Annotated in this window: 19 protein-coding genes; 10 read left to right on the forward strand and 9 right to left on the reverse strand. The window is 66.1% G+C overall.

The window, feature by feature from the left end; all coding sequences use genetic code 11:
* Window positions 1–3: 3 nt before the first annotated feature.
* Entirely contained in the window at window positions 4–1,326 is a 1,323-nt protein-coding gene (locus tag ACLI1P_RS05505; RefSeq protein WP_411709595.1) for a homoserine dehydrogenase, read from the forward strand.
* A gap of 45 nt (window positions 1,327–1,371) precedes the next feature.
* The gene (gene thrB / locus ACLI1P_RS05510; RefSeq protein WP_408930402.1) at window positions 1,372–2,295 is read left to right on the forward strand and encodes a homoserine kinase; all 924 of its coding nucleotides are present in this window, start codon (window positions 1,372–1,374) and stop codon (window positions 2,293–2,295) included.
* A 14-nt stretch (window positions 2,296–2,309) separates the two neighbouring features.
* On the opposite strand, the gene ACLI1P_RS05515 is transcribed toward thrB, so the two are convergent.
* The 4 genes from ACLI1P_RS05515 to ACLI1P_RS05530 form a co-directional block, all read right to left on the reverse strand.
* Window positions 2,310–3,008 carry a helix-turn-helix transcriptional regulator gene (locus ACLI1P_RS05515; RefSeq protein ID WP_408930403.1) on the reverse strand — a complete coding sequence of 233 codons (699 nt, stop codon included), beginning with the start codon at window positions 3,006–3,008 and terminating at the stop codon, window positions 2,310–2,312.
* 117 nt (window positions 3,009–3,125) lie between these two features.
* A complete protein-coding gene (locus ACLI1P_RS05520; protein ID WP_408930404.1) occupies window positions 3,126–4,865 on the reverse strand; it encodes an ATP-binding cassette domain-containing protein in 1,740 nt (579 codons plus the stop codon).
* Complete coding sequence (gene modA / locus ACLI1P_RS05525) at window positions 4,866–5,588, reverse strand: molybdate ABC transporter substrate-binding protein (protein ID WP_408930405.1); 723 nt, start codon at window positions 5,586–5,588, stop codon at window positions 4,866–4,868.
* Window positions 5,589–5,610: 22 nt separating this feature from the next.
* Window positions 5,611–5,871, reverse strand: a complete 261-nt coding sequence (locus ACLI1P_RS05530) for a DUF2249 domain-containing protein (protein WP_408930406.1) — start codon at window positions 5,869–5,871, stop codon at window positions 5,611–5,613.
* Between the two features lie 87 nt (window positions 5,872–5,958).
* On the opposite strand from ACLI1P_RS05530, the gene ACLI1P_RS05535 reads away from it, so the two are divergent.
* Both ACLI1P_RS05535 and ACLI1P_RS05540 read left to right on the forward strand, forming a co-directional pair.
* On the forward strand, window positions 5,959–7,158 hold the full coding sequence (locus ACLI1P_RS05535) for a beta-carotene 15,15'-monooxygenase (protein WP_408930961.1): 1,200 nt from the start codon (window positions 5,959–5,961) through the stop codon (window positions 7,156–7,158).
* Window positions 7,139–8,524, forward strand: a complete 1,386-nt coding sequence (locus tag ACLI1P_RS05540) for a multicopper oxidase domain-containing protein (protein WP_408930407.1) — start codon at window positions 7,139–7,141, stop codon at window positions 8,522–8,524. Before ACLI1P_RS05535 ends, ACLI1P_RS05540 begins: the two co-directional genes overlap by 20 nt.
* On the opposite strand, the gene ACLI1P_RS05545 is transcribed toward ACLI1P_RS05540, so the two are convergent.
* From ACLI1P_RS05545 to ACLI1P_RS05565, 5 genes are all read right to left on the reverse strand, one after another.
* A complete protein-coding gene (locus ACLI1P_RS05545) occupies window positions 8,525–9,124 on the reverse strand; it encodes a molybdenum cofactor guanylyltransferase (protein ID WP_408930408.1) in 600 nt (199 codons plus the stop codon).
* The gene (gene moaC, locus ACLI1P_RS05550; protein ID WP_408930409.1) at window positions 9,118–9,603 is read right to left on the reverse strand and encodes a cyclic pyranopterin monophosphate synthase MoaC; all 486 of its coding nucleotides are present in this window, start codon (window positions 9,601–9,603) and stop codon (window positions 9,118–9,120) included. The genes ACLI1P_RS05545 and moaC overlap by 7 nt, the downstream gene beginning before the upstream one ends.
* 73 nt (window positions 9,604–9,676) lie before the next feature.
* Complete coding sequence (locus ACLI1P_RS05555) at window positions 9,677–10,870, reverse strand: molybdopterin molybdotransferase MoeA (RefSeq protein ID WP_411709596.1); 1,194 nt, start codon at window positions 10,868–10,870, stop codon at window positions 9,677–9,679.
* Between the two features lie 10 nt (window positions 10,871–10,880).
* Window positions 10,881–11,987: a GTP 3',8-cyclase MoaA gene (gene moaA, locus ACLI1P_RS05560; RefSeq protein ID WP_411709597.1), complete on the reverse strand. Its 1,107-nt coding sequence runs from the start codon at window positions 11,985–11,987 to the stop codon at window positions 10,881–10,883.
* Window positions 11,988–12,048: 61 nt separating this feature from the next.
* Window positions 12,049–13,788, reverse strand: coding sequence for a long-chain fatty-acid--CoA ligase (locus tag ACLI1P_RS05565; RefSeq protein ID WP_411709598.1), 1,740 nt, complete (start codon window positions 13,786–13,788; stop codon window positions 12,049–12,051).
* 357 nt (window positions 13,789–14,145) lie between these two features.
* Between ACLI1P_RS05565 and rho the strand changes: the two genes are divergently transcribed.
* The 6 genes from rho (at window position 14,146) to ACLI1P_RS05595 (ending at window position 20,479) form a co-directional block, all read left to right on the forward strand.
* On the forward strand, window positions 14,146–16,071 hold the full coding sequence (gene rho / locus ACLI1P_RS05570; protein WP_411709599.1) for a transcription termination factor Rho: 1,926 nt from the start codon (window positions 14,146–14,148) through the stop codon (window positions 16,069–16,071).
* Window positions 16,071–17,147: a peptide chain release factor 1 gene (gene prfA, locus ACLI1P_RS05575; RefSeq protein ID WP_296133101.1), complete on the forward strand. Its 1,077-nt coding sequence runs from the start codon at window positions 16,071–16,073 to the stop codon at window positions 17,145–17,147. Before rho ends, prfA begins: the two co-directional genes overlap by 1 nt.
* 9 nt (window positions 17,148–17,156) lie before the next feature.
* On the forward strand, window positions 17,157–18,050 hold the full coding sequence (prmC, locus tag ACLI1P_RS05580) for a peptide chain release factor N(5)-glutamine methyltransferase (RefSeq protein WP_411709600.1): 894 nt from the start codon (window positions 17,157–17,159) through the stop codon (window positions 18,048–18,050).
* Window positions 18,051–18,146: 96 nt separating this feature from the next.
* Window positions 18,147–18,821, forward strand: a complete 675-nt coding sequence (locus ACLI1P_RS05585) for an L-threonylcarbamoyladenylate synthase (RefSeq protein WP_296133099.1) — start codon at window positions 18,147–18,149, stop codon at window positions 18,819–18,821.
* Window positions 18,822–18,834: 13 nt separating this feature from the next.
* A complete protein-coding gene (locus ACLI1P_RS05590; protein WP_411709601.1) occupies window positions 18,835–20,010 on the forward strand; it encodes an MraY family glycosyltransferase in 1,176 nt (391 codons plus the stop codon).
* A gap of 16 nt (window positions 20,011–20,026) precedes the next feature.
* Window positions 20,027–20,479: a hypothetical protein gene (locus ACLI1P_RS05595; RefSeq protein WP_408930416.1), complete on the forward strand. Its 453-nt coding sequence runs from the start codon at window positions 20,027–20,029 to the stop codon at window positions 20,477–20,479.
* Window positions 20,480–20,884: the final 405 nt, after the last annotated feature.

Here is a 20,884-nt window from a genome sequence, read left to right on the forward strand (position 1 = left end):
ACCATGACGACGAAACGCACCGGAAAGCTCGAGGGCGAGCCCGTAGGAATCGCACTGCTCGGATTCGGCACCGTGGGCGCAGAGGTCTTCCGCCTGCTGGGGGAAAACGCTGACGCCTTCGCGCACCGCATCGGCGGACCCGCGGAGATTCGCGGCGTGGCTGTCCACAATAAGAACAAGTTGCGCCCAGGGGTGCCGAAGGAGCTGCTTACGGACGACGCCAAGGCGCTCGTCCTGCGCGATGACATCGACCTCGTGGTGGAGGTCATCGGCGGCATCGACTTCCCGCGCGAGCTCGTGCTCGCTGCGCTGAACGCAGGTAAATCCGTGGTCACCGCCAACAAGGCGCTGGTGGCCGCCCACGCGGAGGAACTCGCGGAGGCAGCGGACCGGGCCGGGGTGGACCTGTACTTCGAGGCCGCGGTGGCCGCTGCCATCCCCGTGGTGGGCATGCTGCGCCGCTCCCTGGCTGGTGACCAGATCCAGCGCATCTCCGGAATCGTCAACGGCACCACCAACTTCATCTTGGACGCCATGGAATCCACCGGCGCGTCCTACGAGGATGCGCTGGCAGAAGCAACCCGTCTGGGCTACGCGGAGGCCGACCCGACCGCGGACGTGGAGGGCCACGACGCCGCCTCCAAGGCCGCCATCCTGGCCTCCCTGGGCTTTTACACCCGCCTGACCTTCGACGACGTCTACTGCGAGGGCATTTCCAAGGTGACCGCGGCCGATATCAAGGCCGCGAACCAGGCCGGGTACTCCATCAAGCTGCTGGCCATCTGTGAGCGCCTCACGGACGCGGAGACTGGGCAGCAATCCGTCAACGCCCGCGTGCACCCGACGCTGGTACCCAAGGACCACCCGCTGGCCTCTGTTAGCGAGTCCTACAACGCTATCTTCGTCGAGGCGGAGGCCGCCGGCTCGCTGATGTTCTACGGCAACGGCGCGGGCGGCAACCCGACGGCGTCGGCAGTATTGGGCGATGTCGTGGGTGCGGCCCGCAACATCGTGCACGGCGGCCGCGCCCCGGGGGAGAACACCTACGCTAACCTGCCCATCGCGGAGTTTGGCGCGGTGGAGACCCGCTACCACGTGGACATGGAGGTTGATGATCGCACCGGCGTGCTCTCCGCCATCTCCGGTGTCTTCGCCCGCCACGGCGTCTCCCTGCGCACCGTCCGCCAGGAGGACGGAGAGCAGACCGCGCGGCTTATCGTGGTCACCCACGCTGCGAAGGAAGCAGTGCTGGAGGATATCGTCGCTGAACTGGGCGCGCTCGACGAGGTCAAGGCTGTCCACTCCGTCATCCGCTTGGGCGATTAGGCCAGAAGGCTAGACCGGATGATGAGGCCCGATAAGGTGTAAAGCATGAGCATTGACATCGAACTAGGCACCCAAGTCACAGTCAAGGTCCCGGCCTCCTCGGCCAACTTGGGACCGGGCTACGACACCCTGGGCATCGCCCTGTCCCTCTACGACACCGTGGAGGTCGAGGTAATCAAGTCTGGACTGGAGGTGGAGATCTTCGGCGAAGGCGCCGATGAGCTCCCGCGCGATGGTTCGCACTTGGTGGTCAAGGCCATTCGGTCTGCGCTCAAGGCCGCGGATGCCTCCGTGACCGGCCTGCGCGTGGTGTGCAACAACACCATCCCGCAGTCGCGCGGCCTGGGCTCCTCGGCCTCCGCTGCGGTGGCAGGCGTGGCCGCGGGCAACGCGCTGGCCGGCTCCCCGCTGTCGGGCGCGCAGCTGGTGCAGCTGTCCTCGGCCTTTGAGGGCCACCCGGACAATGCCGCGGCGTCGGTGCTGGGCAACGCGGTGGTCTCGTGGACCACGGTGCCTGTCGACGGCCACTCGCTGCCCGAATACCGTGCCGCCACCCTGGACGTGCATCCCTCGATCAAGGCCACGGCCCTAGTCCCGAATTTCCACGCCTCGACGCAGGCCGTGCGCCGCGTGCTGCCGTCGCACGTCACCCACGCCGATGCTGCCTTTAACGTCTCCCGCACCGCGGTCAACGTGGCGGCGTTGACCTCGTACCCGGAGCTGCTGTGGGAGGGCACCCGCGATCGCCTGCACCAGCCTTATCGCGCCGACGTTCTGCCGGTGACGGCGGAGTGGGTCAACCGCCTGCGCAACCGGGGCTACGCCGCATACCTTTCCGGTGCGGGTCCGACGGTCATGGTGCTGCACACCGAGGAGATTGAGGAATCCATCCTCGATGACGCCCGCGAGCAGGGCCTGAAGGTGCTCGAGCTCAGCGTCGCCGGGCCGGTCACCGCGGAGCGCGGCTAGTCCGGCTAGCGCAGTTAGCCGGCCTTTTCCACGTTGATCCGGCACACGCCGTTGCCGGACTTCGGAATGAGCTTGAGGCTGAGGCGCCCGCCGGCGTCGGCAGCAGATTGCTCCAGGTAGCCATCGTGGATGGCGCAGACGAAGGGGGAGGGCTCCACGCCGGCCGTGACGAACGGGCAGGCGTGCAGCTCGACGTCGGTGCGCCCCTCCTTGGTGAACTGGTCAATGGAAGTCACCGGGTCAAAGCCCATATCGCGCATCGTCCGATAGAGCGGGGCGAGCGCCTCGGCGCTGTGGCCGCTGGATGCGGATTTGGCCCAGGTGCGGCCGATTTCCCGGGCCTGCTCGGACGCGTAGTCATCGAGCTGGTCCTTGTCCGCCAGCATCTTCGCCAGCACGCTGATGAGCGTGACGTATTCCTCCGCCACCGAGCGATTATCCGGCACGCGCACCTGGAAGATGAGGGAAGGCCGCCCGCGCCCGTGGGCCGGGGCGGTGATGACGCGGACCGCACCCGCGTGGACCAGCTCATCGAGGTGGCCGCGCGCAGTATTGACGTGCATGCCCATCTCCTCAGCGATGTCCGCGGCCCGTGCTCCCTGCGGGAAGTCCTGCAGAACGGAGAGGACCTCGCTCTGCTTAGGGGAGAGCTTCATCGTGTCAGGGAAGAGCTCCGTGGATGAGCGGGGGCTATGCGTAGATGGTGTGGACATGGACGGTGGCTCCTTGCGTAGTGCTACAAAGATTCTACATCGCGTGCGCTGATTTTCTACTACTCAACCGCCAGTAGGAGCTAGGATTTATCTCACTACGTGCGCAAATACTGTGGATTAAGTACGGGGATAGACGCTCAGCGCGGCCCCGTCGAGGCACACCGCGACGCGTTCGCCGGGCGCCATGCCGCCCGCCGGCTGGCCCGCTGTGACCCGCTGTCCGTCAATCTCTAACAGGGTTTCAGCTCCCAAATCTGCTAGTACGGTGGCGTTCAGCTCGCCCTGGGGCTCACAGTGCAGGGCGCTGTAGGTAAAGGCAGCCCAGTGCTCACCGTTGCGGTCGGGGGAGAAGTCCTCTCCGCGCAGGTGGCCGCGCAGTAGGTTCATGCCCGCGAGTTGGGCCACAAAGCGTGAGGTGGGCCGGCTCAGCATTCGCTCCGCAGGGCCCTGGGAGACTACCTCGCCGGCGTCCATGACCGCGATGTCGTCCGCCAGCGCGGTGAGGTCCACGCGGCTGTGGGTGACGATGATAGTGGTGCGCTCAGGAGCGGCCAGCCGCAGTAGGTGGCGCCACCGGGCAGCAGAGGCGACGTCCATGGCGGCGAAGGGCTCGTCCACCACCAGCACCTCCGGGCGCGCCGCGAGGGCGCGCAGCAGGGCCACCTGCGCCGCCTGGCCACCGGAAAGCTCGGAGACGTGCCCGAGCTCCTGTAGGCCAGCGGCGCGCAGCAGGTTCTCGGTGCGCTGTGCGTCCTTGGTCACCATGGTCAGCGCCTGCCGCACGGTGGCGGTGGGTGGCAGGCCGGGGTTCTGGGTGAGCATGACGACGCGCTCGGCGTTGGTCTGCGCCCCGCGCAGGCGCCCGCTAATAAAGCGCATGAGTGTGGTCTTGCCCGCTCCGTTGGGGCCGACCACCGCGGTGACGCGTCCGCCGCGGAAGGTGGTGCTGGCTTCCCCCACGGTAACGGTCAGCTCACGGGGCGAAACGTGCGGGGCGGTCGCCGCGCGGAGTGCGGCCGCGTCCAACGGCTGCACCGAGCGCACCGCCTGCCCGCGGCGTCGCCGCAGCAGCAGGGGTAGTCCGGCCACGGCGAGGGTGAGGATAGCTATCCCGATCAGGAGTGCGGAGAGGGCGTAGGCGTTCTCTGCGCTGACTTCGCGCTCGAGGTAGATGCCGCTGGGCATGGTTCGGGTAATGCCGGGCAGGGACCCGGCGAAGGTGATGGTGGTGCCGAATTCTCCCAGGGAACGGGCAAAGGCCAGCGCGCCGCCGGTGAGCACGGCCGGCAGGATGGCCGGCAGGATGATGTGCCGCAAGATGGGGCCTGGGCCCAGGCCGACGCTGCGGGCGCTGGCCACCACCTCAGCGTCGAGCTGCCGCAGCGCCGAATCCACCGCCACCACCACGAAAGGCAGCGTGACGAAGAGGTGTGCGGCCACCACGCCAGGAAAGGCGAAGGCGACGTGGGCGCCTAGCTGTTCCAGTACCGGACCCAGCAGGCCGCGGCGCCCCAGCAGTGCGGTCAGTGCTAGACCACCCACCACGGGTGGCATGGCCAGGGGCAGGTAGACCACGAGCCGGACCAGGTGAGAGACCCGCCGCAGCTGTTGGAGCCACAGCGCCAGGCAGGTGCCTAAGCAGGTAGAGAGGACGGTTGAAATGACCGCCGCGCTGAGCGTGGTGCGGAGCAGATCGTGGGTCTCGGGCGCGGAGAGAGTTTCCGACAGGTGTGCCCAGGGCACCCGCATCCCCAGGGCAAGCACCGGGGCGAGGATGTAGACAGCGGCGAGCACGCCGGCGGCGATGACTCCCCATGGCATTCGCGGGCGCTGCTCGCGCAAGACTACCGGCGCCATTTAGTGCTCCGGCCTAAAGCCGAACTTCTCCCACGAGGCGTCGAAGTCGGACTCAAGGAGGGAGAGGACTTGTTCGGCTTCCTCGTGCTGCGATGAATCGGCCACCACGGCGCCCATGACCTCGTTGCGGAAGTCCTCCGCGTGATCGAGCGGGATGGCTTCGACGTCGTCGCTGGCGGCGGCGTCGGTGGAGTAGACCCAGCCGGCGTCCGCCTCGCCGGAAGCGACCTTTCCCAGGACGTCCGCTACCTGTGCTTCCAGGGAGGAGGCCTGAAGATCCCAGCCATTGGCGTCCATGATGCGCGTGGAGATAGCCCCGCACGGCACGCTGGGATCGCACAGAACTAGGCGTGCTGAGGGATCGAGGTCGGCGGCAGATTTGATGCCCGCCGGGTTGCCCTTCGGCACCACCATGACCATGACGTTGGTGGCCAGCGTCACGGGAGCGTCCACGCTACCGGCATCCGTGGCTGCCTCCATGGTCTCGCGCGAGGCGGTCAGCAGCAGGTCCGCCGGTGCGCCTTCGTTGACCTGGTGCACCAGGGCGGAGGACCCGCCGTTATTGAATGCCAGAGGGGTAGCGGAGGCGGACTCTAGTTCGCTGTTCAGCACGCGCGTGGAGGAGGCTGCAAAGACCTGCAACGGTTCTTCGGAGTGGGACGCACAGCCGGTCAGCGTTAACGCGGCGGCGAGAACTGGGGCAGCGAATCTAAAACGGCGCATGCCCCGATACTTTACGGTGCCGCTAGGCGGTGCGCGTAAATTTAATGTGGACTTCTTGTGGCTCCCGCTTGAGGTACTCGCGCTCGAAGCTCTCCTCGCGCTGGTCTACTTCCTTGAGCAGCGGGAGCGGATCGTGCGGGGCAATGAGGATCATCGATTCGCCCACGTTGAGCGTGCCCAGCGCGCCATGGATGGCACCGTGGCGCACCGCATGCGGGATTTCGGAGGCGTTGAGGGTGGGGATGTCGCGGCCCTTGGCGGCGTCGAAAAGCGGCAGGTTCATTGGTGTACATACCTTTCGTGTTGTTAGGGCGGCTGGCGTTGCTGCCCTGGGGATCAATTTACTACGATTAAACCCGTGAAAAAAGATATGTCTCTGCGTGATGTGTCTCTCGCCGGGCGCCGGCGCTGGCACACCCTTGCATTCAGCCTCGTGGCCTTCTGGATCGTGGTGGGTGTGGGCATCACCGTGGCGGGCTTCCTGGGCGCGCCCGTAGTGTGGTGGGATCTCATCCACCCCTTCACGCTGGGCGCGCTGACGACCGCCATCCTGGTCTTTAGCACCCACTTCACCGAGGCACTCACCCGCACCCCGTCGACCGGATACCGCGGGGTGGGCGCGCGCGTGGGGCTGGTCCAGCTGGGCCTGGTCCTGCTGCTCATCGACCGCGCGGGCTACGACTGGGGAGTGCTCGCGGACACTGCTTCCGCGCTCGTCATCGTCGCCATGGCGTGGCACCTGTGGGCACTGTGGTCCACGCTCCGGGGCTCCTTGTCCGGCTCCTTCGCCGTCACCGTGCCTTTTTACCTGGCAGCGGCGTGCTTCATGGTGGCCTCAGTACTGTTCGTGTTGCTGGCCGCGCACGGCGTGGGTAACTACTCGCTGCTGGTGGCCGCGCATTCCCGCGGCATGGTGTGGGGCTTTGCCTTCCTCACCATCCTGGGCACGGTGGTCACCCTACTGCCCACGTTTACCCGCACGCCGATTTCTGCGGTGGCCCGCGCGCGGTGCAGCCGGGCGCTGACCGTGCACTGCGTCGGGCTGGGCATAGCCATGCTTGCCGACGCCTCCGGGCTCACCCGCGCCGCCGGCATGGCGCAGCTGCTCGCCGTCCTAGCCGCGGTGCTCATCATCCAGCCCGTCCTTGCCGGCGCGCTGGGCGGGGCGAAAACCACGGCAAGCGTGTCCGTCATGGCGGGACTGGTGTGGATGGTGGCGCTGTGCGCGGGCGACGCCGCGGCCACCGTCGCCGGCGCCTACCCGCGGGCGGTCACCCTGCTGCTCATGCCGGCGTTCGTCGGCGCTGGCTTGCTGCAGCTGGTGACCGGCGTGCTGCACCACATGCTGCCGATTCTGGCCGGGGCTGCCCGCCCCGCACGCGGCCAGACCGCGGGGCTGGTGCGCGTCGGCGCCATCAACCTCGGCGGTGTGCTCAGCGTTCTCGGTATTGCGGGGGTGTCCACGGCCGGGCTTATCATGATGGGGTTAGGCCTCATCGCCAACATTGCGGCCCTGGTGTGGGCCGTCACGTCGTCTCAAGGAGAAGGTCATGTCAAGCGTGCCCGTTAAGCAGGAGCACTCCGATAAGCAGTGGGCGTCCTGGCTCATCATCATCGCGGCGCTGGTCGCTGTTATCGCTCTGGCCGTGTACAACTCGGCCGCAGGCAAGCAGGACCCAGCCACGGTGGCCAGCGCGGACGCGGTGACCATCGATGTGTCCGTGGACGGCATGGCCTTTACCCCGAGCTCGGTGGATATCCCGGCCGGCAGCCACCTCGTGGTCAACTTCACCAACTCTGGCGACCAGGTCCATGACCTCAAGATTGGGCGCGCCGAGACCGGGCGCGTGGATCCGGGCAAGACCGTGCAGCTCGACGCCGGGGTGATCGATGAATCCGTCGAGGGATACTGCACCATCGCCGGCCACAAGATGCAGGGCATGACGTTTAAGGTCAACGTCGACGACTCCGCTAGCGCCGATCACACCGGTCACTCCGGTCATTCCGGCGCCGGGGCGCAGGGTGCGGCAGCACCGGCTACCGTCCCCTCCGCTGCCGAGCGCATGGCCCCGCGCGAAGGCTTTGAGGCCTTCGACGCCTCCCTGAAGCCAGCCGAGGGCTCAGTCCACGAGGAGACGTGGACCATGACCGAGGAAGAGGTCGAGGTAGCCCCGGGCGTGCGCCAGACCCGCTGGCTCTTCAACGGCCAGGCCCCCGGCCCGACGCTGCGCGGCAAGGTGGGCGATACTTTCCGCATCACCATCAAGAATGAGGGCTCGATGGGCCACTCGGTGGACTTCCACGCCGGCGAGGTCAGCCCGGATGAGACGATGAAAACCATTCAGCCGGGCGAGGAGCTGACCTATGAGTTCGTGGCTCACCGCGCGGGCATCTGGATGTATCACTGCTCCACCATGCCGATGAGCCTGCACATCGCTAACGGCATGGCTGGCGCTGTCATCATCGATCCGCAGGGCGACGATGCCCTGGCCCCGGCGGATGCCGAGTATCTCATGACCTCCAACGAAGTGTTCCTGGCTTCCGCCGGCCAGGAGTCAGAAGGCGCGAACGCGCAGCGTGTCTCCGACGGCGACTATGACCTCACGGCATTCAACTACTACCCGAACCAGTACGACAAGGGCTTAGCCCCGCTGCACGCCAAGGTGGGTGACACCGTGCGCATCTGGCTGGTTAACCTGGGCCCGGACCTACCTTTGAGCTTCCACGTGGTGGGCGAGCAGTTCGACACCGTCTACAAGGAAGGCGCCTACCTTCTCAAGGGGGCGAAGGACTCCGGCTCCCAGGCGCTCGACCTGCTTCCTGCACAGGGTGGCTTCGTGGAGATGACCTTCAACGAGCCGGGCACCTACTCCTTTGTTAACCACATGATGACCAACGCGGAGAAGGGCCAGCACGGCCAGATTATCGTCGAGTAGCTAGACCGGCCTGCCCGGCTGCCCAGCCAGCCCAGCTAGCTCAGCCTGGCGGGCCGCGCGCCGGGCCCGCAACTCGTCGACAGTATCGATATCGCGCGCCGCTGCGGAACCAGGGACTTCTGTCACACTCGCGGCCTGTCGGAGCAGGCGCATGGCGGGCTGATTGCGAGGTGAGCCCACGCTGTTCAACGCTCGACTTAAGGCCTCGGTGCGCCACACCCCGCACAGCGGCTGGAGGTGGCCGTCGAGCGAGGCCACCGCGACATCTACGCCAGCTGCAGCGCGGGCACTGCGAAGCGCGGGGAGCATCTGTGGGGAATCAGGGGCATCGACGGCCAGGATGGCCGTCAGAGAAACTCTCGTGAGGGCGGCGTGGCCCGCAGCTATACCAGCCACGGGACCGCCGAAGAGCGGGGACTCGCACACCTGCGGCACGCCTAGGTGGTAGGGCGAGACGACCGCCGTCGGGGTGCCGTACGGCAGCTGGCGCATAAGACGGTCCAGGAGGCGCTCACCAGCAATGGTCACGCTGGCCTTGTCCACCCCGCCCATCCGCGTGCCGCGGCCGCCGGCCAGCACGATGACGCCGAGGTCTAGCATGACGCGCCGGGCAGCTCACGGGACCAGTCGCCGGAGCGCCCGCCCGACTTCGCGGTAATCCCGCAGCGGCGGATATACGCCGAGCGGTCCACGCCCTTGACCATGTCAATGAGGGCCAACGCCGCCACATTCACTGCGGTCAGGGCCTCCATTTCTACGCCGGTGCGGTCCGCGGTGCGCACGGTGGCTTCGATGAAGACATGGTCCTCCTTCAGTTCCAGGTCCACCGCGCAGCCGTGGACGCCGATGGTGTGGGCCAGCGGCAGCAGATCCGGGACCTTCTTGGCGGCGGCAATACCGGCCACGCGCGCCACGGCCAGGACATCGCCCTTGGGCACGGTGCCGTCGCGCAGCGCGGTGAGGATGTCCGGGGAGCAGGCTACCTCCCCCTGCGCGGTGGCGGTGCGCACGGTGGGCTGCTTCTCGGTGACATCCACCATGTAGGCGGCGCCGGAGTCATTGAGGTGGGTGAACTTCATGGTCGAATGGTCCTTTCCTGCGGGTGAATCCACCCTAGCGTCAGTGAGGGCAGGTGTTGGGAGTTGGTGGTAGCTAATAGGGATAAATAGTGAGTATCTCCCCGGCGGCGACCGGGTCAGTGATGACGGCAAAGCCGCCGGTGCCGGGAAGCGCGCCGACGTGGTGGCTGCGCATGCGCGGTCCTGGTGGTGGGGAAGCGGTGACCGCGCCCGCGAAGTCCAAGACACAGGGCTGGATAAGCGGCGTAGTTGAGGCGGGGAAGTCCGCGCCGGCGATGGCACGAAGCGCGGGTCGGTCGATAGCGCCGGCTGGCCGGGGCAGGCCGCGGAGAATCCTCAGTGCCGGGGTGAGGTACAAGTGCGCCGAGACGAACGCCGCCACCGGGTTGCCGGGCAGGCAGAGAACCGGCACACCCTGCCACAGCGCGTGGCCTTGAGGCGCGCCGGGGCGCTGCGCCACGTGCCCGAACCAGGCACGCTCGCCGCGCTGGGAAAGCACCGTGTGGACTACGTCGAAGGCACCGGCGGACACACCCCCGGAGGTAACGATGAGGTCGCTGTCCGCGGTGGTGACCGCGTCATCCAGCACCCGGGCCAGTTCCGCCGGGTCGTCGCCGCAGCGCAGGCGAGTGATGTGGGCCGGACCGGTGGCAGAAACCAGTGCCGCGAGCATCGGGCCGTTAGAATCCGGCAGCTGACCGCTGACCAATTCCGCGCCGGTGGCGATGACGGTCACCCGCGGGATGCGGTGCTGCGACGCGGCGTCCACCCCAGCGGACAGGAGGGTGGCGAGCAGTGAGGAGTCGACAAGCGTGGCAGAGTCCGCCAGTAGCTGCCCGGGCACCACGTGGGAGCCGCGGCGGCGGATGTGGTCGCGTGCGGGCAACGTGTGGATAGTGACCGTAGCGGGAAGCGGGCCGGGGCCGGGGGAGACGTCGGTGTTTTCCACCGGGACCACCATGCCATCAAAACCCGTGGGCACGGCGGCACCCGTCATGATGCGCACCGCAGTACCCGGACGCGGGGTTCGCGCCGGGGAGCCCGCCGGAACATCGCCTATGACCTTTAGCGTGCAGGGCCCGTCGAGCGGGGGCGTGAGAAAGCCGTCCATCGCCGAATTGTCCAGGGGCGGGATAGCCACGCGCGCGGAAACCGGCTTTGCCAGCACGCGCCCCGCAGACACCGGGGCGACTTCCGCGGCCAGCGGGTGCAGGATCCCGCTCAGGCGGTCGAAGTACTCCTGGATGCTCAAAGGGGCGGGCGTCATTGCTCCCAATCTAGCCGCCAATGGCGGACATCGGGCGATCCGGCTGCAGGAAGCCCTCATCGTTGACACCGTGGCCAGGTAGCTTGGCCCACATTTCGCCTGCCCAGGCGGCGGCCAGCTCCTCGTCGGTGGCCCCGGCGCGCAGAAGGTCACGCAGGGACGTCTCCGAGTTGCCAAACAAGCAGTTGCGCACCGCGCCGTCCGTGGTCAGCCGCGTGCGGTCGCAGTTCCCGCAGAACGGCCGGGTGACAGAGGCGATGACGCCGATGTGCCCCGCGGGGAGCGAACCATCGCGGGAGGACGCCTCCCACAGGGCAGCCGGCGCAGAACCGCGCGGCTGGCCGGCCGGGCGCAGCACGAATTCCTCGCCCAAGCGCGCCAAAATGTCGTCAGCGGTCACCATCTTGGAGCGGTCCCACTTCTCCTTCGGCCCCAGCGGCATCTGCTCGATAAAGCGCAGCTGCGCGCCGCGCTGTAGGCAATAACGCGCCAGGGGCAGGATGGCGGACTCGTTGACGCCCGGCATGATGACTGCGTTGATCTTGAGCGGGCTAAGCCCGGCGGCCAGTGCGGCGTCGATGGAAACGAGGACGTCTGCTAGGCGGTCACGCCGCGTCAGGCGCGCATAGAGCTGCGGATCGAGCGTGTCTAAGGAGATGTTGACGCGATCCAGCCCGGCGGCGACAAGCCCGTCGAGGCGCTTGTCCAGACCCAGGCCATTCGTGGTTAGTGCAGTAGAGGGGGCCTGGCCCTCATCGGTGCGCAGGCGGGTAGTTTCCGCAATGATGTCCTCCAGAGACCTGCGCAGGAGGGGCTCGCCGCCGGTAAAGCGGACCTGGCGGATGCCCAGCTTCTCCACACCGAGGCGGATGAGGCGCACCGTTTCTTCGTCGCTCAGCGTCTGCTCCGTGGGCATCCATTCCAGGCCCTCTGCCGGCATGCAGTAGGTGCAGCGCAGGTTGCAGCGGTCAGTCAGGGATACGCGCAGATCCCGCGCCTGGCGGCCGTAGCGGTCCAGCAGAGCGCGCTGGCCGGAGGCGGTGGGCGCCGGGAGGTCGGTGGGAAGGCTGGGCGCGCCGGGGACGCGGGGCAGGGGCAGAGGGATGGAATCGGGCATTGCCCGCTATTTTATCCCGAAGAAAGCCGAATTAATAGGTGGGGGTTGTGGACAGAGGCTGCTAGTCGTCGGAGTCGAGGCGCTGGGACTCACCCGGGCCCTTGAGGCGGATGATGTTGTACTCGCCTTCTGCCAGGTGGGAGCGCAAGTCCTTCTTGTCGAACTTGCCCACGGAGGTCTTGTCGATGCTCTTGACGAAGGTCCAGTACTCCGGGAGCATCCACGACGGCAGCTCGGAGCGCATGCCTTCGCGCAGGCGCTCCGCGGTGTCGATGGTGGGGCTAATGCCCGCCGCCAGCACGGTGACCGCCAAGGGGCGCTCCACCCACTGCTTATCGGGGTAGCCGATCACCGCGCATTCGAGCACGTCCTCGTTGGCCATGATGAGGTTTTCCAGCTGTACTGAGTAGATCCACTCGCCGCCGGAGCGGATGACGTCGCGCGCGCGGTCCTCCACGGTGAGGAAGCCCTCTTCGTTGACAAAGCCGACGTCGCCGGTGCGCAGCCACCCATCGGCGGTGAACTTGGACTCGGCATCCTCGACGTCCTTGCCGCGGAATTCGTGGGCCGCGCCCCCGTCCTCGGAGGTCGGTGAGTGATAGTAGGAGCCGGTCACCAGGTTGCCGCGGACCTGGATCTCGCCCGCGTTGCGGTCGGTGGTGTTGACCACGTGACCGTCATTGACCACGCGATATTGCAGGGAGGCAGGGAAGCGGCCCTGGGAGACGCGGTAGGTCCAGCGGGCCTCGCCGGAGGCACCTGAGGGCGGGCGGGCTACCGTGCCGACCGTGGTGGTTTCCGCCATGCCCCAGACGTGGACTACGTCGACGCCGTAGCGCTCTTCCCACATCTTGATGAGCTGGGGCGGGACGGGCGAGCCGCCGGCGAAGATCTCGGTGAGCGTCATGCGCTCCGGCGGGTGCTTGAGGTAGTGCACGAAGAGCTGAATCCAGATGGTGGGCACTCCGTGGGCCACGCGCGGGGAGGTATCGGCGATGACTTTGGCCAGGGTGGCGGGGGAGACGTCGGCGTCGGGAAGCACCAGCGGGGCGCCCGTCATCCAGGCGGCGAAGGGAACACCCCAGCTCAGCACGTGATAGATGGGGATGCAGCACAGAAAGGTCTCGCCGTGGGTCACACACAGCGAGTCGGAGGAGCGCAGCTGCATGCCCTCCAAGTACAGCGCGCGGTGCGAATAGAGCACGCCCTTCGGCGCGCCGGTCGTGCCTGTGGAGTAGCACAGCGCCGCGGCCGTGCGCTCATCCAAGGTTGGCCACTCGTAGACGGTGGAGCGCCCATCCAGCAGCTCCTCGTAGCTGTACACCTCCACGCCGCGGGGCATGAGCACGGGCGGCTTAGTAGCGCCCGTGAAGACCACCGCCCGCACCGAGTCGGCGCCGGCAAGAACCTTGGAAAGCTGCTCCGCGAGGCGGGGATCCGCGACGATGACCTGAATCTCTGCATGGTTGATGATGTGCCGGATCTGGTCATTCATCAGCTGCTTGTTGAGCGGGGTAAAGACCGCGCCCTTGCAGGCGGTGCCGAAGAGTACCTCGAGGTGCTCGGCGCAGTTCCACATGAAGGTGCCTACGCGCTCGTCCCCGGTCACGCCGAGGGTGTCGTGCAGGGCGTGGGCGAAGGCCGCGGCGCGGGCGCTGATAGTGGCAAAGTTCGTCTCCTCGCGCTCGGCGCCATCACGCGCGCTGTGCCACGTCACGACCTGGGTCTGGCCGTGGACCGCGGACCCGTAGTCCAGGATGCGGGTGAGGGAGAGCGGGATATCCTGCATTGTGGAGAGCATGCGCCCCACTTTAGCCGTGTCAGTGTGAGCGCGATATAAGGATGCGGTATAGTTGTTCGCGACTGGCGGGGAGATGCTTCCCGCACATTCCGAGCAGGAATCGATTCGCTCGCAGTCGTCTTCTTATACTTTCTCCCAGAATCAGCCCTCCATTCATGGCTCGCACGAGGCGTGTGCCGCGGGGCTGACAGGGGAGAGTCATATACAACCACCGCCCACAGGGATCGCCGGTGCGATCCTTCGCTAGTGGCGGCGGACCATCTCAATTACACACTGGCTTCCAACGCTGATGCTGGGCGCCCCGCGGGAGTGCGGCGCGGATGCGGCACAGGTTGGTCAAGCGACGAAAGGATATCCGTGAGCGATACGGACAAGACCGCAGCACAGGATCTCGCATCCCTGAAGCTGCCGGAACTGCGCAAGCTTGCCGCGGAGCGCGGACTCCGCGGCGTCTCCGGACTGCGCAAGGGGGATCTCATCACCGCCCTGACCACCGGCCAGGTGCCGGCCAAGGCCAAGGCTGCCGCCGCGAAGGCGGAGAAGGCGGACCAGCCGGTAAAGGCTGAAAAGGCCGACAAGGGTGCGGGAAAGGCCTCAGAAAAGGCCCCGGAAAAGGTCAATGCCCAGCCGGAGCAGGGCGCCCAGTCTGACGCCGGCCAGTCCGCACAGGACAAGGGCGGCAACCGCGATAACAACGGCGGTGGCAACGGCAAAGACGAGCAGCGCTACGAGTCGCGCTCGCAGGCCCGCCGCGCCCGCCGCAACCGCGCCCGCCGCCAGGAGCGCGAGGCCCGCGAGGAGGCCAAGGCCCAGAACAACGGCGGCCAGGACCAGTCCGGCAACCACCAGGACGGTGGCAACGGCAACAATAATGGCGGCAACAACGGCCAGCAGAAGCAGGACGACAACCACCGCCAGAACAACGGTGGCAACGGCGGCAACGGCAACAATAATGGCGGCAACAACCGCCGTGACAACAACAACCGCCACGACGATGACAACAACAACGGCGGCGGCCGCCGCAACCGCCGTAATCGTCGCAACCGCCGCGGCCGTGACCGCGATGGCGGCGGCAACGGTGGCAACGACCTGCAGATCCGCGAAGGCGATGAGGTGCAGGCAGTCGGCGGCATCCTGGAGGTCGTAGACAACAACGTGGCCTTCCTGCGCACTACTGGCTACCGCGCGGCAGGCTCCGACGTCTTTGTCAACAACAACCTCGTGCGCCGCTTGGGCCTGCGCTCCGGCGACGCCGTGACCGGTCAGGTCAAGGTCTCCGGTCCCACCCACACCCATGGCAATGGCCGCAACCGCCGCAAGTACAACCAGCTGGTGCAGGTGGACACGGTCAACGGCCTGGAGCCGGCGAGCGCGAAGGAGCGCCCGGACTTCTCCAAGCTCACCCCGCTGTACCCGAACCAGCGCCTGCGCCTGGAGACGGATCCGAAGATCCTCACCACTCGCGTCATCGACCTCATCATGCCGATTGGTAAGGGCCAGCGCGCGCTCATCGTCTCCCCGCCGAAGGCCGGTAAGACGACGATTCTGCAGAACATCGCCAACGCGATTGCTGCCAACAACCCGGAGTGCTACCTCATGGTCGTCCTCGTGGACGAGCGCCCCGAGGAGGTCACCGACATGCAGCGCAGCGTCAAGGGCGAGGTCATTGCCTCTACCTTCGACCGCCCGCCGTCAGAGCACACCTCCGTGGCGGAGCTGGCCATCGAGCGCGCCAAGCGCCTGGTGGAGCAGGGCAAGGACGTCGTGGTCCTGCTGGACTCCATCACCCGCCTGGGCCGCGCGTACAACAACTCCTCCCCGGCTTCGGGCCGCATCCTCTCCGGTGGTGTGGACTCCAACGCCCTGTACCCGCCGAAGCGCTTCCTGGGCGCTGCCCGCAACATCGAAAACGGCGGTTCCTTGACGATTATCGCCACCGCGATGGTGGAGACCGGCTCCACCGGTGACACCGTCATCTTCGAGGAGTTCAAGGGCACCGGCAACGCCGAACTCAAGCTGGACCGCGCCATCTCTGAGCGCCGCATCTTCCCAGCTGTCGACGTCAACCCGTCCGGCACCCGCAAGGACGAGCTCCTGCTGGTCCCGGAGGAAGCACGCATCATGACCAAGCTGCGCCGCATCCTCTCCGGCCTGGATTCCTTCGCGGCCATCGACCTGCTTATCAAGCAGCTCAAGAAGACCCGTTCCAACGGCGAGTTCCTCATGCAGGTGGCGTCGTCCGCGCCCATGGCAGCCGATAGGGACGAGGAGGACTACAAGTAATGTCGAATCAGGTTTCCCTCGTTGACGATATCGTCTCCGAGTACCAGGGCATCGAGATGCAGATGGCTGACCCGGAAGTAGCCGGGGACCAGTCTCAGTTCCGCAAGCTGTCCAAGCGCTACGCGGAGCTGCGCCCGATTGTTGCTGTTAACGACGAGCTGGTCCAGGCCCGCCAGGACTTGGCCGATGCCAAGGAGATGGCCTACGAGGATCACGAGTTCCAGCCTGAGGTAGACCGCCTCGAGCCGCTCGTGGTGCAGCTGGAGGAAAAGCTGGCTGATCTGCTCGCCCCGCGCGACGAGCAGGACTCCGAGGACATCATCATGGAGATTAAGGCCGGCGCCGGCGGCGAAGAGGCTGCCCTCTTTGCCGGCGACTTGGCCCGCATGTACGAGCGCTTCGCCGACAAGGCTGGCTTCCAGTGGGAGGTCCTGGGCCTCAACGAGTCTGACCTCGGCGGAGTGAAGGACATGTCCATCTCCTTCAAGTCCAAGACCCCCTCCCGCGATGGTGCGTGGAGCGTGTTCAAGTTCGAGGGCGGCGTGCATCGCGTGCAGCGCGTGCCGGTCACCGAATCTCAGGGCCGCATCCAGACCTCTGCCGCCGGTGTGCTGGTGTACCCGGAGCCAGAAGAGGTGGAAGCGGTCAACATCGATGACAAGGACATCCGCGTGGACGTCTACCGTTCCTCCGGTAAAGGCGGCCAGGGCGTGAACACCACCGACTCCGCCGTGCGCATTACCCACCTGCCCACGGGCCTGGTGGTGACGTGTCAGAAGGAGCGCTCCCAGATTCAGAACAAGGCGCGTGCCCTGCAGGTGCTGCAGGCCCGCCTGGATCAGATGGAGCGCGAAGCCCGCGAGGCCGAAGCCGGCGAGCAGCGCGCCTCCCAGGTGCGCACCATGGACCGCTCCGAGCGCATCCGCACCTACAACTGGCCGGAGAACCGCATTACCGACCACCGCATTGGTTACAAGGCCAACAACCTGGACTCGGTGCTCAACGGTGACATGCAGGATCTTATCGACGCCCTGCAGGCCCAGGAGCGCGCAGAGCGCCTTGAGGCTGAAGGCTAAGGCTATACGGTGACTTTCCGCACCTATCAGGAGGCGCTTCGCGATGCCGCGGGGCGCCTTCGCGCTGCTGGAGTGCCGTCCCCGGAGTGGGACGCGCGGCTCCTCGCCGCGCACCTTATTCACACCAGGCACATGGACATCCCGCTGCAGCAGGAGCCGATGCCCGGCTTCGACGTAGCCTTCGACGCGCTGATCACGCGCCGCGAAGCCCGCGAACCGCTCCAGCACATCCTGGGGGTGGCGTGGTTCGGCCCGCTCGAGCTCGAGGTCGGCCCCGGTGTGTTCGTCCCGCGCCCAGAAACGGAAGTTCTCGCCGACTGGGGCGTGAGGCTACTTAAGAATTCTCCGGCGGGAGAATCGGCGACGGGCCGTCACGACTTTCGGGTGGTGGACCTGTGTGCCGGCTCCGGAGCCTTGGCGCTCTACGTCGCGCACTACGTGCCGCAGGCGCAGGTGTGGGCTGTGGAGCTTTCCGACGCCGCCCTGGGCTACCTCACCCGCAACGCGCAGCGTTGTACGGCACAGGGCGGGGGACCAGTAGACCTCGTTCAGCGCGACGTTACCCACCCCGACACCCTGGCAGACCTGGACGGGACCGTGGACCTGGTGCTGAGCAACCCGCCCTATGTTCCGGAGACACCGGATTTGGAACCGGAGGTGTATCACGATCCACACGAGGCCGTCTTCGGTGGTCCGGACGGCATGGTGACCATCAACGCCATGATTCCCACGATCGCCCGGCTGCTGCGCCCGGGTGGGCGAGTGGGTATCGAACACGACGACGCGACCTCCGAAGCCGTCCAGCGCGCGCTGGTGGAGCACGGCGGATTCGAGGAGGTCGCGCCGCTGCCGGATCTCACGGGGACCGCCCGGTTTGTGACGGCGCGGCGCGGAGTACAGTAAATTGGTCAAAGATTGGCCGACAACCCCCTATAGCGGAGGACGCCACGCGGCCGGGTGATTCTGGCGCCGACGTGACAGTAATAAAAGGAGAGACCTATGCAGGGACAAATTTATAACTGCGCGGATGCCACCGAACGCGAGGAGGGCATGCTGCTGGCCGCCAAGGCCGCCAAGTCCGGGCGGCTGGTGGTCATGCCCACCGATACGCTCTACGGGCTGGGCTGCGATGCCTTCGACAACGACGCCGTGGCAAGCCTGTTGGCCACCAAGCACCGCGGGCCGGACATGCCGGTGCCGGTGCTCGTCGGTTCCTGGGACACCGTCAAGGGCCTCGTGGCCACGCTGGATGATACCGCGAGGACTCTCATCGAGGCCTTTTGGCCGGGCGGGCTGTCCATCGTGGTCCCGCAGGCGCCCTCCCTGCCGTGGAACTTGGGGGATACGCGCGGCACCGTGATGCTGCGTATGCCGATGCACCCCATTGCTATCGAACTGCTGCGTGAGGTCGGGCCGATGGCCGTATCCTCCGCCAACATCTCTGGCCATCAGCCGCCGACTACGGCCATCGCGGCCAAGCAGCAGTTGGGCAAGGCCGTGACAGTGTACCTGGACGGGGGAGAGGCCAAGATTGGCAAGCCCTCCACCATCATTGACCTGTCCGGGCCGCACCCGTACCTGCTGCGCGAGGGCGCCCTGACCGCGGAGCAGATCGGCGAGGCCATCGGCGTGACCCCGGAATCCCTGCGCACGCGCCCGGGCGCGGCCTCCTAAAGGAGCGACAATCGTGGGTGGAACCGGAGTGCCGCTGCGTGAGCTTGCCTTGGTGATCTTTGTCGCCGCGGCATTCACGTACCTCACCACTGGGCTGGTGCGTACCTTCCTCGTGCGCACCGGACAGGTGGCGGAGATTCGTCTGCGCGATAGTCACTCGCAGCCCACCCCGCAGCTGGGTGGCGTGGCCATGTTTACCGGCTTTGCCGCCGCGGTATTCCTGGCAGGCCAGCTTCCAGCCTTGACCCGCGGCTTCATGCCCGTCACCCCGGAGATGAACGCGGTGCTGTGGTCGGCCGGCGCCATCGTGATCGTCGGCGTGGTGGATGACCTGGTGGAGCTCAGTGCCCTGGTCAAGCTCATTGGCCAGCTCGTCGCCGCGGCCATCATGAGTGGCTTGGGCTTGACGTGGACGCTGCTGTTCCTTCCCGTCGGGGATGGAACGACGGTCATTCTGGATCAAGTCCAGGGAACACTCTTGACTACGTTCTTTACGGTGCTGCTCATTAATGCCATCAACTTCGTCGATGGTCTGGACGGTTTGGCTGCCGGCTTAGGCATGATTGCCGGCGGGGCGATTCTGCTGTTCTCGCTGACGGTTTTGCACGACCAAGGCGGCGCAGTTTCGGCTTACCCGCCAGCCATCATCGCGGCGGGGCTCGTGGGAATGTGCGCGGGCTTCTTGCCGCATAACTTCGAGCCTTCGCGCATCTTTATGGGGGATAGTGGCGCGATGCTCATTGGCTTGCTGCTGGCGGCTGCATCTACCTCGGCTTCGGGTAAAATCAACATGTCGCTGTATGGAACGGTGGACATGGTGGCACTCATGTCACCGGTGATTGTGGTTATCGCGGCGGTTTTTATTCCAGTCCTGGACCTTGTCTGGGCGGTTATTCGCCGCGTCTCTCAGGGGCGCTCGCCCTTCGCAGCAGACAAAGCGCATATCCATCACCGCTTGCTGTCATTGGGGCATACGCACCGCCGTACGGTGCTGGTGCTCTACTTGTGGGTCTCAGCGGTGGCGTTCGGCGCGGTGTCTTTTTCCATCGTTCCCGCGCCCGTGGCGGCGGCACTAGCCGTGCTTGCCCTTGTTGGTGCCTTCGTCGTGACCCTCATTCCGCTGCGCCAGGGCAGGATTGGGCGCAAGTCTCGTCCGACCAGCGTGGTGTTCGAATCGGATCCCTCCTGAGGTAGGCTGTCACAGTATGACTGAGACCCCTGCCGAGAACCAGGATGCGCTTATCAACGACGTCTCTGACTTTGATAACCCACGCCGTCCGCTTGAACGTGCCGTCAAATATGGCGGTTGGGCCCTGGTTGCCATCACATTCCTCTCGCTTGCCATGTGGGGTGGTGCGAAGGGCCTTCCGGGTATCTGGGGCGTCCTCATCGGAGCGGCGCTGGGCGGTGGATTCGTCCTCATTACGGCACTATCGGTGCTGCTTACCTCGAATTCCAACCCCACGACCACCCTGATGGTGGTATTCGGTGGATGGCTCCTGAAGATTCTGGTTCTCATTATTGTCTTGGCCCTTATCCGGGACCTCGAATTTTACGATCGCCTAGCCCTATTCCTTACGGTAGTTTTTGCGCTTATCGCCACGCTCGGCACCGAAGTCTGGGGCGTGATTACAGCGCGGGTGTCTTATATCGGCTAGGCGCAGATTGGATTCGCGCAGTTTACTTGGAGCACGGGTGGGGGTGCCAGGCACCGGCCCAAGTAACAGGAGTAACTCAGAGCGGGGAGACGCTGAACTCCTCCGGGTTTTCTGGCTTCGGGGGTTCCGCACATGGGTGTATGTGGGTGGTGTTTTCGGAGCTAACCCCCTATATTCTGGGGGTTAGTTACCCCCGACGTAATGGGCCTTAAAGTGGACGTGACAAAGGTCATAACGAACCTTTTGCCTAGTCAGGGGTACTAAAAGCAAAAAAGCCGTGATCAAGGAATTCGACGCGCATGTTGGGGCCACCCCACCCTCCATGAGACCGCCTCCCACCTGATATTATATCCTCCGGGTTACCGCGGAGTTGAAGCTACGTGCTCGCTACCTGCGACTATTCAA

The organism is Corynebacterium tardum (assembly GCF_046717785.1).
Taxonomy (GTDB): Bacteria; Actinomycetota; Actinomycetes; order Mycobacteriales; family Mycobacteriaceae; genus Corynebacterium.

Coding starts and splice junctions, on each gene's coding strand:
- prfA (WP_296133101.1), top strand. CDS start 16,071: ATGTCGAATCAGGTTTCCCTCGTTGACGATATCGTCTCCGAGTACCAG.
- ACLI1P_RS05565 (WP_411709598.1), bottom strand. CDS start 13,788: ATGCTCTCCACAATGCAGGATATCCCGCTCTCCCTCACCCGCATCCTG.
- modA (WP_408930405.1), bottom strand. CDS start 5,588: ATGCGCCGTTTTAGATTCGCTGCCCCAGTTCTCGCCGCCGCGTTAACG.
- ACLI1P_RS05515 (WP_408930403.1), bottom strand. CDS start 3,008: ATGTCCACACCATCTACGCATAGCCCCCGCTCATCCACGGAGCTCTTC.
- moaA (WP_411709597.1), bottom strand. CDS start 11,987: ATGCCCGATTCCATCCCTCTGCCCCTGCCCCGCGTCCCCGGCGCGCCC.
- ACLI1P_RS05540 (WP_408930407.1), top strand. CDS start 7,139: ATGTCAAGCGTGCCCGTTAAGCAGGAGCACTCCGATAAGCAGTGGGCG.
- ACLI1P_RS05530 (WP_408930406.1), bottom strand. CDS start 5,871: ATGAACCTGCCGCTTTTCGACGCCGCCAAGGGCCGCGACATCCCCACC.
- ACLI1P_RS05595 (WP_408930416.1), top strand. CDS start 20,027: ATGACTGAGACCCCTGCCGAGAACCAGGATGCGCTTATCAACGACGTC.
- thrB (WP_408930402.1), top strand. CDS start 1,372: ATGAGCATTGACATCGAACTAGGCACCCAAGTCACAGTCAAGGTCCCG.
- ACLI1P_RS05520 (WP_408930404.1), bottom strand. CDS start 4,865: ATGGCGCCGGTAGTCTTGCGCGAGCAGCGCCCGCGAATGCCATGGGGA.
- ACLI1P_RS05555 (WP_411709596.1), bottom strand. CDS start 10,870: ATGACGCCCGCCCCTTTGAGCATCCAGGAGTACTTCGACCGCCTGAGC.
- ACLI1P_RS05545 (WP_408930408.1), bottom strand. CDS start 9,124: ATGCTAGACCTCGGCGTCATCGTGCTGGCCGGCGGCCGCGGCACGCGG.
- ACLI1P_RS05585 (WP_296133099.1), top strand. CDS start 18,147: ATGCAGGGACAAATTTATAACTGCGCGGATGCCACCGAACGCGAGGAG.
- moaC (WP_408930409.1), bottom strand. CDS start 9,603: ATGAAGTTCACCCACCTCAATGACTCCGGCGCCGCCTACATGGTGGAT.
- ACLI1P_RS05505 (WP_411709595.1), top strand. CDS start 4: ATGACGACGAAACGCACCGGAAAGCTCGAGGGCGAGCCCGTAGGAATC.
- ACLI1P_RS05535 (WP_408930961.1), top strand. CDS start 5,959: ATGTCTCTGCGTGATGTGTCTCTCGCCGGGCGCCGGCGCTGGCACACC.